8 protein-coding genes, 2 tRNA genes and 4 rRNA genes are annotated in these 15,016 nt (G+C 51.3%); 7 read left to right on the forward strand and 7 right to left on the reverse strand.

The window, feature by feature from the left end:
* Positions 1–6 precede the first annotated feature (6 nt).
* The 4 genes from prmA (at position 7) to fis (ending at position 3,382) form a co-directional block, all read left to right on the forward strand.
* Positions 7–888, forward strand: a complete 882-nt coding sequence (gene prmA, locus IYV58_RS24825; RefSeq protein ID WP_049114902.1) for a 50S ribosomal protein L11 methyltransferase — start codon at positions 7–9, stop codon at positions 886–888.
* A gap of 138 nt (positions 889–1,026) precedes the next feature.
* On the forward strand, positions 1,027–1,767 hold the full coding sequence (locus IYV58_RS24830; protein WP_004125853.1) for a carbonic anhydrase: 741 nt from the start codon (positions 1,027–1,029) through the stop codon (positions 1,765–1,767).
* Between the two features lie 328 nt (positions 1,768–2,095).
* Positions 2,096–3,061, forward strand: a complete 966-nt coding sequence (dusB, locus tag IYV58_RS24835) for a tRNA dihydrouridine synthase DusB (protein WP_024360647.1) — start codon at positions 2,096–2,098, stop codon at positions 3,059–3,061.
* Between the two features lie 24 nt (positions 3,062–3,085).
* Positions 3,086–3,382, forward strand: coding sequence for a DNA-binding transcriptional regulator Fis (gene fis / locus IYV58_RS24840; RefSeq protein WP_000462905.1), 297 nt, complete (start codon positions 3,086–3,088; stop codon positions 3,380–3,382).
* Between the two features lie 64 nt (positions 3,383–3,446).
* Here fis and envR read toward each other — a convergent pair whose 3' ends face one another.
* Positions 3,447–4,097 (reverse strand): acrEF/envCD operon transcriptional regulator, encoded by a 651-nt coding sequence (gene envR / locus IYV58_RS24845; RefSeq protein WP_004125855.1) that lies wholly within the window; start codon positions 4,095–4,097, stop codon positions 3,447–3,449.
* Positions 4,098–4,475: 378 nt separating this feature from the next.
* Here envR and IYV58_RS24850 point away from each other — a divergent pair, with 378 nt between their 5' ends.
* The 3 genes from IYV58_RS24850 to IYV58_RS24860 all read left to right on the forward strand — a co-directional run bounded on the left by IYV58_RS24850 (position 4,476) and on the right by IYV58_RS24860 (position 9,243).
* Entirely contained in the window at positions 4,476–5,615 is a 1,140-nt protein-coding gene (locus IYV58_RS24850; protein ID WP_087829066.1) for an efflux RND transporter periplasmic adaptor subunit, read from the forward strand.
* Positions 5,616–5,628: 13 nt separating this feature from the next.
* Positions 5,629–8,739 carry an efflux RND transporter permease subunit gene (locus tag IYV58_RS24855; RefSeq protein ID WP_195729310.1) on the forward strand — a complete coding sequence of 1,037 codons (3,111 nt, stop codon included), beginning with the start codon at positions 5,629–5,631 and terminating at the stop codon, positions 8,737–8,739.
* A 282-nt stretch (positions 8,740–9,021) separates the two neighbouring features.
* Positions 9,022–9,243: a putative periplasmic lipoprotein gene (locus tag IYV58_RS24860; protein WP_004125860.1), complete on the forward strand. Its 222-nt coding sequence runs from the start codon at positions 9,022–9,024 to the stop codon at positions 9,241–9,243.
* Positions 9,244–9,469: 226 nt separating this feature from the next.
* Here the strand turns inward: IYV58_RS24860 and rrf (IYV58_RS24865) are convergent.
* From rrf (IYV58_RS24865) to IYV58_RS24890, 6 genes are all read right to left on the reverse strand, one after another.
* A 5S ribosomal RNA gene (gene rrf, locus IYV58_RS24865) occupies positions 9,470–9,585 on the reverse strand.
* Between the two features lie 38 nt (positions 9,586–9,623).
* Positions 9,624–9,699, reverse strand: a tRNA-Thr gene (locus IYV58_RS24870).
* 14 nt (positions 9,700–9,713) lie between these two features.
* Positions 9,714–9,829 (reverse strand): 5S ribosomal RNA (gene rrf, locus IYV58_RS24875).
* A 201-nt stretch (positions 9,830–10,030) separates the two neighbouring features.
* Positions 10,031–12,937: ribosomal RNA gene (locus IYV58_RS24880) — 23S ribosomal RNA — on the reverse strand.
* Positions 12,938–13,127: 190 nt separating this feature from the next.
* Positions 13,128–13,203, reverse strand: a tRNA-Glu gene (locus tag IYV58_RS24885).
* A gap of 85 nt (positions 13,204–13,288) precedes the next feature.
* Positions 13,289–14,828: ribosomal RNA gene (locus tag IYV58_RS24890) — 16S ribosomal RNA — on the reverse strand.
* The 16S, 23S and 5S rRNA genes sit together here with 2 tRNA genes alongside, the layout of an rRNA operon.
* Between the last annotated feature and the right edge of the window lie 188 nt (positions 14,829–15,016).

Below are 15,016 nucleotides of genomic sequence, written 5' to 3' on the forward strand. Positions count from 1 at the left end.
TTTGCTATGCCATGGATCCAACTGAAACTGAATACTACCGGCGCGAACGCGGAAGAGCTGAGTGATGCGCTGATGGAAGCGGGTTCCGTTTCCATTACTTTCCAGGATACTCACGATACGCCGGTATTCGAGCCTCTACCGGGTGAAACCCGTCTGTGGGGCGATACGGACGTTATCGGTCTGTTTGACGCCGAAACCGATATGGAAGAGGTGGTCGCCATTCTGCAGCAGCATCCGCTGCTGGGCGCCGATTTCGTGCATAAAATCGAACAACTGGAAGATAAAGACTGGGAGCGCGAGTGGATGGATAACTTCCACCCTATGTGCTTTGGTCAACGGCTGTGGATTTGCCCGAGTTGGCGCGATGTTCCGGATGAAAACGCCGTGAACGTGATGCTCGACCCGGGCCTGGCGTTTGGTACCGGAACGCACCCCACTACCGCGATGTGCCTGCAGTGGCTAGATGGACTCGATCTCGCGGGTAAAACGATTATCGATTTTGGCTGCGGCTCCGGCATTCTGGCCATCGCGGCATTGAAGCTGGGCGCGGCGAAAGCTATCGGTATTGATATCGATCCGCAGGCCATTCAGGCCAGCCGCGATAATGCCGAACGTAACGGGGTCTCTGAACGCCTGGAACTCTATCTGCCCAAGGATCAGCCAGAGGCGATGACAGCCGATGTGGTGGTCGCCAACATTCTGGCTGGCCCATTACGCGAGCTGGCCCCTCTTATCAGCGTGCTGCCGGTTACAGGCGGTCTGCTGGGGCTTTCCGGTATCCTTGCCAGCCAGGCGGAAAGCGTTTGTGAAGCCTACGCCGAGCTCTTTGAGCTCGATCCCGTCGTGGAGAAAGAGGAGTGGTGCCGGATTACCGGTTATAAAAAGTAATCTCTCCTTGTGGCCTCATCGCAGGCCACAACTTTTCGCGTTTTCTGTACATAATCTTGCGCTCAATAAGAATAAGATGATGAGGTAACGTATTGTAGTTACCAATAAAATCATCATTCTATTCATCGGACGAATTATATGAAATTATCTTTGGGCAAGGCGGCATTGTTGGCGTTAAGCATGATGCCCGTTACGGTTTTCGCTTCCCACTGGAGCTATGAAGGCGAAGGTTCGCCGGAACACTGGGGGGCGCTCAATGAGGAGTACAAAATCTGCCAGAACGGCATGAACCAATCCCCTATCAACATCGATGCCACGTTCAAAACCCACCTTTCACCGCTGGACACACACTACATCGATGGGCCAATCACGCTTATTAATAATGGCCACACCATACAGGCGGGGCTAAAGACCACGACAGCGGATACCATTACGATTGACGGTACGCCATTTATCCTCCAGCAGTTCCATTTCCATGCCCCGAGCGAAAACACGGTCCACGGCAAGCACTATGCGATGGAGATGCATCTGGTTCATAAAAGCGCTAAAGGCGCCGTTGCCGTAGTGGCGGTGATGTTCGACCAGGGCGCGGAAAATAGCGAGCTGAACAAGCTATGGGCCACTATGCCCGAGCAGGCTGAGCAGACGGCTAAAATTGTCACGCAAATGGATCTCAACGCCCTGCTTCCCGTAGATAACACCTACTGGCGCTTTAGCGGCTCTCTGACCACTCCGCCTTGTTCAGAAGGGGTGACCTGGATTGTGCTTAAGCATCCCCTGACCCTTTCTTCAGCGCAGCTGGCAAAATTCAGCCACGCTATGCATCACGATAACAATCGTCCGGTACAGCCGCTGAACGGTCGCGTGGTCATAGAGTAAACATCAGAGATGCTTCACGATCATGTTCTGAAATGAGAGTTAACTCACATAAAGCTAAGGTAATTTGCTGATTTCTTCAGCAGATTATCTTGCCCGCGCCCGGCTCCGGGAAGAAAAAATGAGAAGTTAGACAAAATTATATGTGTAGATAAATTCATCACATATTTTTAATGCAATGATTTATAAAGCTAATTATTCATTGGCGCTAATCTTCACGGCGATTCTTTGATCCACCGCAGAGGATTGCTCAAAGTTTGGCCTTTCATCTCGTGCAAAAAATGCGTAATATACGCCGCCTTGCAGTCACAGTATGGTCATTTCTTAACTCATGCGCATCGGACACTACCAGCTCAGAAATCGACTCATCGCAGCGCCTATGGCTGGCATTACTGACAGACCATTCCGGACGTTGTGTTACGAGATGGGAGCAGGGTTGACCGTATCCGAGATGATGTCCTCCAACCCGCAGGTTTGGGAGAGCGACAAGTCCCGCTTACGGATGGTGCACGTTGATGAGCCCGGTATTCGTACCGTGCAAATCGCCGGGAGCGTACCGGAAGAGATGGCTGCAGCCGCCCGTATTAACGTGGAAAGCGGCGCCCAGATTATTGATATCAATATGGGGTGTCCGGCTAAAAAAGTGAATCGTAAGCTTGCAGGTTCAGCCCTCTTGCAGTACCCCGACCAGGTGAAGTCCATCCTGACGGCGGTCGTCAAAGCAGTGGACGTTCCCGTAACTCTCAAGATTCGCACCGGTTGGGAACCGGAACACCGTAACTGTGTAGAAATTGCCCAACTGGCTGAAGAATGTGGCATTCAGGCTCTGACTATTCACGGACGCACGCGCGCCTGCTTGTTTAACGGAGATGCTGAGTACGACAGTATTCGGGCAGTTAAGCAGAAAGTTTCCATTCCGGTTATCGCGAATGGCGACATTACTGACCCGCTTAAAGCCAGAGCTGTGCTCGACTATACGGGGGCAGATGCCCTTATGATAGGCCGTGCCGCTCAGGGAAGACCCTGGATCTTTCGGGAAATCCAGCACTATCTGGACACTGGAGAGCTGCTGCCCCCGCTGCCGTTGGCAGAGGTTAAGCGCTTGCTTTGTGCACACGTTCGGGAACTGCATGGCTTTTATGGCCAGGCAAAAGGGTACCGAATCGCACGCAAACACGTATCCTGGTATCTGCAGGAACACGCTCCAGATGACCAGTTTCGGCGCACATTCAACGCCATAGAAGATTCCAGCGAACAGCTGGAGGCGTTGGAGGCATACTTCGAAAATTTTGCGTAATAGAAATAAAGAGCTGACAGAACTATGTTCGAACAACGCGTAAATTCTGACGTACTGACCGTTTCTACCGTTAACTCTCAGGATCAGGTAACTCAAAAGCCCCTGCGTGACTCGGTTAAACAGGCACTGAAGAACTATTTTGCTCAACTGAATGGTCAGGATGTTAATGACCTGTATGAGCTGGTACTGGCTGAAGTAGAACAGCCCCTGTTGGACATGGTGATGCAATACACCCGCGGTAACCAGACCCGTGCTGCCCTGATGATGGGCATCAACCGTGGTACTCTGCGTAAAAAATTGAAAAAATACGGCATGAACTGATACTAATCAGTTAAGTGTTTGATATAAAAGGCGCTCTTCGGCATGGGGAAGCGCCTTTTTTATTTCATTGATTATAATGGCTAACTGTCGCCAGCTGTCGGGTAGCCCCACAAAGGATCGACATAATATTATCAACCAAAGCGGGCGCCTGGCGATACAGATCAAATTGCCCGGGTTCCACCAGCCAGTTTTTAATAATACCCGTAAACGCGCTGTGTAAGACAATTAATGAAATTTCAACATTAGTTTCCGCTGGTAATAAACCGTTACGAATACAGAGCTGCAAAACCCCGCGAATAATCGGGTAACTAAATCCAATTCTCTTACGAATCTCAGCTTCCGGCATCATGTCGCTGGAAAACTCGCATTTCTGATACAGAATTTGCATCAACGCACGTTGACGGGGGTTATTGGCGATATATTGTAAGCCAATAATAAATTTCTCTCGGAGCGTACTGAGCGGATCCTGGCTCTCTTTTTGGGGAAATTCATGCTGAAGCAGGTCACGTAGCGGCAGCTGCTGTTGCCACATTTCATTAAATAGCTCCGCTTTGCTCGCAAAGTGCCAGTACACCGCTCCGCGCGTGACACCAGCAGCATCAGCAATATCGGCCAAGGTGGTGCTGGTCACGCCGCGTAGGGCAAACTGCTGAATGGCAGACTCAATCAGAAGCTGCCGGGTCTTTAGCGCATCTTCTTTCGTTCTTCTAGGCATACGGTGCTCCACTCAACGCCAGATTGAGAGTGTGGGAAATAGCTGAATAGGTATAAACCTAGCATCTGACAATCAATATTGTTTAGCAAAAACACAGATAAGTTAAATCTCAAACCAAAATAAAATAAATACACACAACAAATAATTAATTCTAATTCATTCATGAATTAAATATCAATGTAAGCAAATTTTAATTTCAGATCATTATAAAAACATTACCCCTGATATTTTGTTTTTACGTGCCTTGCTGATGGCTAAAAAATAACTATTTCTTACATCCATCGTTTTTTATTTGTAGGATAACAAACCGCATTTTAATTCATTATTTCTTGCACAGATTCGTGGCCAGGTCAGGCTCATAATCTATAAGGAACAGCAATGACACCTCATGTCAGGGTTACACTTTTATCCAGCCTTATCATCTCGGCTATCTTGCTCAGCGGTTGCGATAATTCAGGCGATGAGCAACCGCATGCGCAGACACCTCAGGTCTCCGTCTATGTGGTACACAGCGCGCCGCTGTCCGTCACCACGGAGCTACCCGGCCGCACATCAGCCTACCGCGTCGCGGAAGTCCGCCCGCAGGTGAACGGAATTATCCTGCAGCGTAACTTTGTCGAGGGTAGCGATGTCAGCGCAGGACAGTCGCTTTATCAAATCGATCCGGCGACCTATCAGGCGGCTTACAACAGTACAAAGGGTGATGAAGCGAAAGCAGAGGCGGCAGCCGCCATCGCCCATTTAACGGTAAAACGCTACGCGCCTCTTCTCGGCACAAAATATATCAGCCAGCAAGAATACGATCAGGCGGTGGCGACAGCACGCCAGGCTGATGCCGATGTTATCGCTGCAAAAGCGGCCGTTGAAAGCGCGCGTATTAATCTGGCCTACACCAAAGTGACCTCTCCCATCAGCGGCCGTATCGGCAAATCCAGCGTGACCGAAGGCGCCCTGGTGACAAACGGTCAGGCCGACGCGATGGCGACGGTACAGCAGCTCGATCCTATTTATGTGGACGTTACCGAATCCAGTAATGATTTCATGCGCCTGAAACAGGAAAGTCTGCAGCACGGCAATGACACCAAAAACGTGCAGCTGATTATGGAAAATGGTGAGCCGTATACGCTTCAGGGCACTTTGCAGTTCTCTGATGTCACCGTGGATGAGAGTACCGGCTCCATTACGCTTCGTGCCATCTTCCCTAACCCACAGCACGCTCTGCTGCCAGGTATGTTTGTTCGCGCCCGCATTGATGAGGGAGTTTCGCCGAATGCCATTCTCGTGCCCCAGCAGGGAGTCACCCGGACGCCGCGCGGCGATGCCAGCGTGATGATCGTTAATGACAAAAACCAGGTGGAAACGCGAGCCGTCACCGCCTCACAGGCGATTGGCGATAAGTGGTTAATCACGAGCGGTCTGAAAGCCGGTGAAAAGGTTATCGTCAGCGGTCTGCAGAAAGTACGTCCCGGCGTCACCGTGAAGGCCGAAGAGGATACCGCGACGTCCGTCGCGCAATAAGGTACGAACCCCTATGTCTAAGTTTTTTATTCATCGACCGGTCTTCGCCTGGGTGCTGGCGATCATCATGATGATTGCCGGTGGCCTCGCAATTATGCAGCTACCGATTGCACAATACCCGACTATCGCGCCGCCAGCGGTGGCCATCTCCGCAACCTATCCAGGTGCGGACGCACAAACCGTTCAGGATACGGTGACTCAGGTTATCGAACAGAACATGAACGGTATCGATAATCTGATGTACATGTCCTCAACCAGCGATTCTGCAGGCGGCGTGACCATCACCCTGACCTTTACGTCGGGTACGGATCCGGATATTGCGCAAGTTCAGGTGCAGAATAAACTCCAACTGGCGACGCCGCTTCTGCCTCAGGAAGTGCAGCAGCAAGGGATTAGCGTCGAGAAATCAAGCAGTAGTTTCTTGATGGTTGCTGGATTCATCTCGGATAACCCCAGTACCACTCAGGATGATATCTCTGACTATGTAGCATCGAACGTCAAAGATACCATTAGCCGCCTTAACGGCGTAGGCGATGTACAGCTCTTCGGCGCGCAGTATGCCATGCGCGTCTGGCTGGACGGTAATCTCCTGAATAAGTACAACCTCACGCCTGTCGACGTCATTAACCAGCTACAGATACAGAACGATCAGATCGCAGCAGGCCAGCTTGGTGGTACGCCGGCTCTTAAAGGCCAGCAGCTAAATGCATCCATTATTGCTCAGACGCGGCTGAAGGATCCGGCAGAGTTTGGCAAAGTGACTTTGCGCGTGAACGCGGATGGCTCAGTGGTGCATCTGAAAGATGTGGCACGTATTGAGCTGGGAGGTGAAAACTACAACGTTGTCGCAAAAATCAATGGAAAACCGGCTTCAGGCCTGGGAATTAAGCTCGCTACCGGCGCCAATGCCCTCGATACCGCCGCCGCGATTAAAGCGAAGCTTGCCGAGCTGCAGCCGTACTTTCCACAGGGGATGAAGGTCGTCTATCCCTACGACACTACGCCGTTTGTGAAAATCTCTATTCATGAGGTTGTGAAGACGCTTTTTGAAGCGATTATCCTCGTCTTCCTGGTGATGTATCTGTTCTTACAGAATATCCGGGCCACGCTGATCCCCACCATTGCGGTTCCGGTCGTCCTGCTCGGCACCTTTGCCGTCCTGGCAACGTTTGGTTACTCCATCAATACGCTAACGATGTTTGGCATGGTGCTGGCAATAGGCCTCCTGGTTGACGATGCTATCGTGGTGGTGGAAAACGTCGAACGCGTCATGGTTGAAGAGAAGCTTCCGCCAAAAGAGGCGACGGAAAAATCGATGGCGCAAATACAGGGGGCGCTGGTTGGCATTGCCATGGTGCTTTCGGCGGTGTTTGTCCCGATGGCCTTCTTTGGTGGTTCTACGGGAGCGATTTATCGGCAATTCTCTATCACCCTCGTCTCCGCCATGGCGCTGTCCGTACTGGTTGCGCTGATCCTGACCCCCGCGCTTTGCGCTACATTATTGAAACCAACATCAGCCGATCATCATGAGAAAAAAGGGTTTTTTGGTTGGTTTAACGCGAAATTCGATCGTAGCGTAAACCACTACACTAACAGCGTTAGCGGGATCCTGCGCTGTACCGGACGCTATCTCATCATCTACTTGCTGATCGTTGTGGGTATGGCCGTGCTCTTTGTGCGTCTGCCCACCTCCTTCTTGCCGGATGAGGATCAAGGGGTATTTATGACCATGATCCAACTGCCTTCAGGCGCAACGCAGGAGCGCACGCAAAAAGTGCTCGATACGGTTACCGATTACTACCTGCATAAAGAGAAGGCGAACGTTGAAAGCGTCTTTACCGTTAACGGCTTTAGCTTTAGCGGTCAGGGTCAAAACTCCGGTATGGCGTTTGTCAGCCTGAAGCCATGGGAAGCACGTAGTGGTTCCGAAAATGGCGTTGAGGCCATCATCAAACGAGCAACCGCCGCCTTCAGCCAGATTAAAGATGCCATGGTCTTCCCTTTCAACCTACCGGCCATCATCGAGCTGGGTACGGCCACGGGTTTTGACTTTGAGCTTATCGATCAGGGTAACCTCGGCCATAGCGCGCTAACCCAGGCTCGTAATCAGCTCCTTGGTATGGTGAGAGAGCATCCGGATCAGCTGGTACGCGTTCGTCCAAACGGGCTTGAAGATACACCACAATTCAAGCTGAATGTCGATCAGGAGAAAGCTCAGGCTCTGGGGATTTCGCTATCCGATATCAATGAGACTATTTCCGCGGCGCTGGGGGGATATTACGTCAACGACTTTATTGACCATGGACGAGTGAAAAAAGTCTACGTTCAGGCCGATGCTAAATTCCGTATGCTGCCGAGCGATATCAATAATATGTACGTCCGCAGCGCGAATGGCGAAATGGTCCCATTCTCCGCTTTTGTGACTTCGCGCTGGGTTTATGGCTCCCCGCGCCTTGAGCGCTACAACGGTCTGCCCTCTATGGAAATGCTTGGCGAAGCGGCGCCCGGAAAAAGTACCGGTGATGCGATGATTTTAATGGAACAGTTGGCCAGCAAGCTTCCTGCTGGGATCGGCTACGACTGGACGGGAATGTCTTATCAAGAACGTTTATCCGGTAATCAGGCGCCAGCCTTATATGCCATTTCTCTTATTGTTGTCTTTTTGTGTCTCGCGGCGCTTTATGAAAGCTGGTCTATTCCCTTCTCCGTCATGCTCGTCGTTCCATTAGGGGTGGTTGGAGCACTACTGGCAGCGTCGTTACGCGGGCTAAATAATGACGTTTATTTCCAGGTGGGTTTATTAACAACTATCGGCCTGTCTGCGAAAAACGCTATTCTTATCGTTGAGTTTGCGAAAGACCTGATGGATAAAGAAGGCAAAGGAATTATTGAAGCCACACTTGAAGCATCGCGTATGCGTTTACGCCCTATCCTGATGACTTCGCTGGCCTTTATCCTGGGGGTTCTGCCTCTGGTAATTAGCCATGGAGCTGGCAGCGGCGCCCAAAACGCGGTTGGTACCGGTGTTATGGGCGGAATGCTGATGGCAACATTGCTGGCTATCTTCTTCGTCCCGGTCTTCTTCGTGGTGGTAAGACGCCGTTTTACGAAACACGCAGAGTAAATATTCTTTTCTAAAGGCACCTTTCTGGTGCCTTTTTTCGTCTGCGTATCGGTAACCTATCCTAATGATATTAAATGTATTTATTACTATTTAATAATTACCGCAGTTTCCCATACACATTATTTACCTATAGTCTTCTGACTTTCTTCACGATATTTACGTTACTCATAAATTGAGATTATTTACTCTAGCGGCGCCCTGTATTGCTGATGATAAAATAAACCGTTCCGTAGGTGTATGGGTTCTCCAATACAGCGAAGCGGATTATTTAGAGGTAACATCATGAATAAATTTATTATAGTGGCATTGCTGGCGACTCTGCTCGCTGGCTGTGCGCACGACTCTCCGTGCGTGCCGGTCTATGATTCTGAAGGTAGATTAGTCCACACTAATACCTGTATGAAAGGAACGACCCAGGATAACTGGGAAACTGCTGGCGCGATTGCCGGTGGCGCAGCCGCGATAGCTGGCCTGACGCTCGGTATTGTGGCATTGACGCGTTAATTCCTTTCTCTTCTCTACCATGGCAGGTACCGGAGTAATATCCGGTACCGCTTTCCCCGAAGGTAAGCCCCACCATGCTTAAACTACATTGCCCGCTGCTGAAGCTCGGGCAAAGCTCCCTCGAATAACATCGAGCGGATGAAACGTCATTGCCGGATATAATTTTTTCGTAGACGCAAAAACGCAAAAAGCCCATCCTGACGGATGGGCTTTTCACTTATTTGATGCCTGGCAATGCCCTACTCTCACATGGGGAGACCCCACACTACCATCGGCGCTACGGCGTTTCACTTCTGAGTTCGGCATGGGGTCAGGTGGGACCACCGCGCTATCGTTGCCAGGCAAATTCTTTTAAAATCGCCGAACTTTAACCTAAAAACTGGTGCTGATACCCAGAGTCGAACTGGGGACCTCACCCTTACCAAGGGTGCGCTCTACCAACTGAGCCATATCAGCACACTTAATTTGATGCCTGGCAGTTCCCTACTCTCACATGGGGAGACCCCACACTACCATCGGCGCTACGGCGTTTCACTTCTGAGTTCGGCATGGGGTCAGGTGGGACCACCGCGCTATCGCCGCCAGGCAAATTCTTTGTGCTCAGTACGCAATTCTTTATCGCATCTGCCGCGTTGCCCGCGCTCGCAAAGTCAGTCACATACCTCAGTATGCTCCTTCCTTTCCTTCGCTTGTCGCCTTGCTGCTGCGCAAATTATTGCGTACTCAACTCTGAATCAATGCTGAAATTGTTGTCTTCTCAAATCCGCCAAAACATCTTCGGCGTTGTAAGGTTAAGCCTCACGGTTCATTAGTACCGGTTAGCTCAACGCATCGCTGCGCTTACACACCCGGCCTATCAACGTCGTCGTCTTCAACGTTCCTTCAGGACTCTCAAGGAGTCAGGGAGAACTCATCTCGGGGCAAGTTTCGTACTTAGATGCTTTCAGCACTTATCTCTTCCGCATTTAGCTACCGGGCAATGCCATTGGCATGACAACCCGAACACCAGTGATGCGTCCACTCCGGTCCTCTCGTACTAGGAGCAGCCCCCCTCAATTCTCCAGCGCCCACGGCAGATAGGGACCGAACTGTCTCACGACGTTCTAAACCCAGCTCGCGTACCACTTTAAATGGCGAACAGCCATACCCTTGGGACCTACTTCAGCCCCAGGATGTGATGAGCCGACATCGAGGTGCCAAACACCGCCGTCGATATGAACTCTTGGGCGGTATCAGCCTGTTATCCCCGGAGTACCTTTTATCCGTTGAGCGATGGCCCTTCCATTCAGAACCACCGGATCACTATGACCTGCTTTCGCACCTGCTCGCGCCGTCACGCTCGCAGTCAAGCCAGCTTATGCCATTGCACTAACCTCCTGATGTCCGACCAGGATTAGCTGACCTTCGTGCTCCTCCGTTACTCTTTAGGAGGAGACCGCCCCAGTCAAACTACCCACCAGACACTGTCCGCAACCCGGATTACGGGCCCACGTTAGAACACCAGCCATTAAAGGGTGGTATTTCAAGGATGGCTCCATGCAGACTGGCGTCCACACTTCAAAGCCTCCCACCTATCCTACACATCAAGGACCAGTGTTCAGTGTCAAGCTATAGTAAAGGTTCACGGGGTCTTTCCGTCTTGCCGCGGGTACACTGCATCTTCACAGCGAGTTCAATTTCACTGAGTCTCGGGTGGAGACAGCCTGGCCATCATTACGCCATTCGTGCAGGTCGGAACTTACCCGACAAGGAATTTCGCTACCTTAGGACCGTTATAGTTACGGCCGCCGTTTACCGGGGCTTCGATCAAGAGCTTCTCCTTACGGATAACCCCATCAATTAACCTTCCGGCACCGGGCAGGCGTCACACCGTATACGTCCACTTTCGTGTTTGCACAGTGCTGTGTTTTTAATAAACAGTTGCAGCCAGCTGGTATCTTCGACTGATTTCAGCTCCATGGGTAAACCACTTCACCTACATATCAGCGTGCCTTCTCCCGAAGTTACGGCACCATTTTGCCTAGTTCCTTCACCCGAGTTCTCTCAAGCGCCTTGGTATTCTCTACCTGACCACCTGTGTCGGTTTGGGGTACGATTTGATGTTACCTGATGCTTAGAGGCTTTTCCTGGAAGCAGGGCATTTGTCACTTCAGCACCGTAGTGCCTCGTCATCACGCCTCAGTGTTAAAGTGAACCGGATTTACCTGGAACACACACCTACACGCTTAAACCGGGACAACCGTCGCCCGGCCAACATAGCCTTCTCCGTCCCCCCTTCGCAGTAACACCAAGTACAGGAATATTAACCTGTTTCCCATCGACTACGCCTTTCGGCCTCGCCTTAGGGGTCGACTCACCCTGCCCCGATTAACGTTGGACAGGAACCCTTGGTCTTCCGGCGTGCGGGTTTTTCACCCGCATTATCGTTACTTATGTCAGCATTCGCACTTCTGATACCTCCAGCAACCCTCACAGGCCACCTTCAACGGCTTACAGAACGCTCCCCTACCCAACAACGCATAAGCGTCGCTGCCGCAGCTTCGGTGCATGGTTTAGCCCCGTTACATCTTCCGCGCAGGCCGACTCGACCAGTGAGCTATTACGCTTTCTTTAAATGATGGCTGCTTCTAAGCCAACATCCTGGCTGTCTGGGCCTTCCCACATCGTTTCCCACTTAACCATGACTTTGGGACCTTAGCTGGCGGTCTGGGTTGTTTCCCTCTTCACGACGGACGTTAGCACCCGCCGTGTGTCTCCCGTGATAACATTCTTCGGTATTCGTAGTTTGCATCGGGTTGGTAAGTCGGGATGACCCCCTAGCCGAAACAGTGCTCTACCCCCGAAGATGAGTTCACGAGGCGCTACCTAAATAGCTTTCGGGGAGAACCAGCTATCTCCCGGTTTGATTGGCCTTTCACCCCCAGCCACAAGTCATCCGCTAATTTTTCAACATTAGTCGGTTCGGTCCTCCAGTTAGTGTTACCCAACCTTCAACCTGCCCATGGCTAGATCACCGGGTTTCGGGTCTATACCCTGCAACTTAACGCCCAGTTAAGACTCGGTTTCCCTGCGGCTCCCCTATACGGTTAACCTTGCTACAGAATATAAGTCGCTGACCCATTATACAAAAGGTACGCAGTCACCCAACAAGTGGGCTCCTACTGCTTGTACGTACACGGTTTCAGGTTCTTTTTCACTCCCCTCGCCGGGGTTCTTTTCGCCTTTCCCTCACGGTACTGGTTCACTATCGGTCAGTCAGGAGTATTTAGCCTTGGAGGATGGTCCCCCCATATTCAGACAGGATACCACGTGTCCCGCCCTACTCTTCGAGTTCACAACCTGTGTGTTTTAGTGTACGGGAGTATCACCCTGTACCCTGCGACTTTCCAGACGCTTCCACTAACACACAAGCTGATTCAGACTCCGGGCTGCTCCCCGTTCGCTCGCCGCTACTGGGGGAATCTCGGTTGATTTCTTTTCCTCGGGGTACTTAGATGTTTCAGTTCCCCCGGTTCGCCTCGTTTGACTATGTATTCATCAAACGATAGTGCAACGAATTGCACTGGGTTTCCCCATTCGGACATCGCCGGCTGTAACGGTTCATATCACCTTACCGACGCTTTTCGCAGATTAGCACGTCCTTCATCGCCTCTGACTGCCAGGGCATCCACCGTGTACGCTTAGTCGCTTAACCTCACAACCCGAAGATGTTTCGTAAAACATCGTCGTGTCGCGAAAATTTGAGAGACTCGAACACACATAACATGTGTGTCGTTTCAATTTTCAGCTTGATCCAGATTTTTAAAGAGCAAATATCTCAAACGTCACCCGAAGATGAGTTTTGAGATATTAAGGCAGGTGACTTTCACTCACGAACCAGCAAGTGGCGTCCCCTAGGGGATTCGAACCCCTGTTACCGCCGTGAAAGGGCGGTGTCCTGGGCCTCTAGACGAAGGGGACACTGAAGTCTCAATCGCAAGACGCCTTGCTATTTACTTTTCATCAGACAATCTGTGTGGACACTACAAAGGCAGGTTCTTTAAGGTAAGGAGGTGATCCAACCGCAGGTTCCCCTACGGTTACCTTGTTACGACTTCACCCCAGTCATGAATCACAAAGTGGTAAGCGCCCTCCCGAAGGTTAAGCTACCTACTTCTTTTGCAACCCACTCCCATGGTGTGACGGGCGGTGTGTACAAGGCCCGGGAACGTATTCACCGTGGCATTCTGATCCACGATTACTAGCGATTCCGACTTCATGGAGTCGAGTTGCAGACTCCAATCCGGACTACGACATACTTTATGAGGTCCGCTTGCTCTCGCGAGGTCGCTTCTCTTTGTATATGCCATTGTAGCACGTGTGTAGCCCTACTCGTAAGGGCCATGATGACTTGACGTCATCCCCACCTTCCTCCAGTTTATCACTGGCAGTCTCCTTTGAGTTCCCGACCGAATCGCTGGCAACAAAGGATAAGGGTTGCGCTCGTTGCGGGACTTAACCCAACATTTCACAACACGAGCTGACGACAGCCATGCAGCACCTGTCTCAGAGTTCCCGAAGGCACCAAAGCATCTCTGCTAAGTTCTCTGGATGTCAAGAGTAGGTAAGGTTCTTCGCGTTGCATCGAATTAAACCACATGCTCCACCGCTTGTGCGGGCCCCCGTCAATTCATTTGAGTTTTAACCTTGCGGCCGTACTCCCCAGGCGGTCGACTTAACGCGTTAGCTCCGGAAGCCACTCCTCAAGGGAACAACCTCCAAGTCGACATCGTTTACAGCGTGGACTACCAGGGTATCTAATCCTGTTTGCTCCCCACGCTTTCGCACCTGAGCGTCAGTCTTTGTCCAGGGGGCCGCCTTCGCCACCGGTATTCCTCCAGATCTCTACGCATTTCACCGCTACACCTGGAATTCTACCCCCCTCTACAAGACTCCAGCCTGCCAGTTTCGAATGCAGTTCCCAGGTTGAGCCCGGGGATTTCACATCCGACTTGACAGACCGCCTGCGTGCGCTTTACGCCCAGTAATTCCGATTAACGCTTGCACCCTCCGTATTACCGCGGCTGCTGGCACGGAGTTAGCCGGTGCTTCTTCTGCGGGTAACGTCAATCGACAAGGTTATTAACCTTATCGCCTTCCTCCCCGCTGAAAGTACTTTACAACCCGAAGGCCTTCTTCATACACGCGGCATGGCTGCATCAGGCTTGCGCCCATTGTGCAATATTCCCCACTGCTGCCTCCCGTAGGAGTCTGGACCGTGTCTCAGTTCCAGTGTGGCTGGTCATCCTCTCAGACCAGCTAGGGATCGTCGCCTAGGTGAGCCGTTACCCCACCTACTAGCTAATCCCATCTGGGCACATCTGATGGCAAGAGGCCCGAAGGTCCCCCTCTTTGGTCTTGCGACGTTATGCGGTATTAGCTACCGTTTCCAGTAGTTATCCCCCTCCATCAGGCAGTTTCCCAGACATTACTCACCCGTCCGCCACTCGTCACCCGAGAGCAAGCTCTCTGTGCTACCGTTCGACTTGCATGTGTTAGGCCTGCCGCCAGCGTTCAATCTGAGCCATGATCAAACTCTTCAATTTAAGTTTGATGCTCGTGAATTAAACTTCGTAATGAATTACGTATGTTCACTCAGAGACTTGGTATTCATTTTTCGTCTTGCGACGTTAAGAATCCATGTCACTTTGAGTGCCCACACAGATTGTCTGATAAATTGTTAAAGAGCAGTGCAACGCGGCTTTCGCTCACCGTTGCGAGGTGGCGTATATTA

Source organism: Klebsiella sp. BDA134-6 (assembly GCF_015601345.1).
Taxonomy (GTDB): domain Bacteria; phylum Pseudomonadota; class Gammaproteobacteria; order Enterobacterales; family Enterobacteriaceae; genus Klebsiella; species Klebsiella grimontii.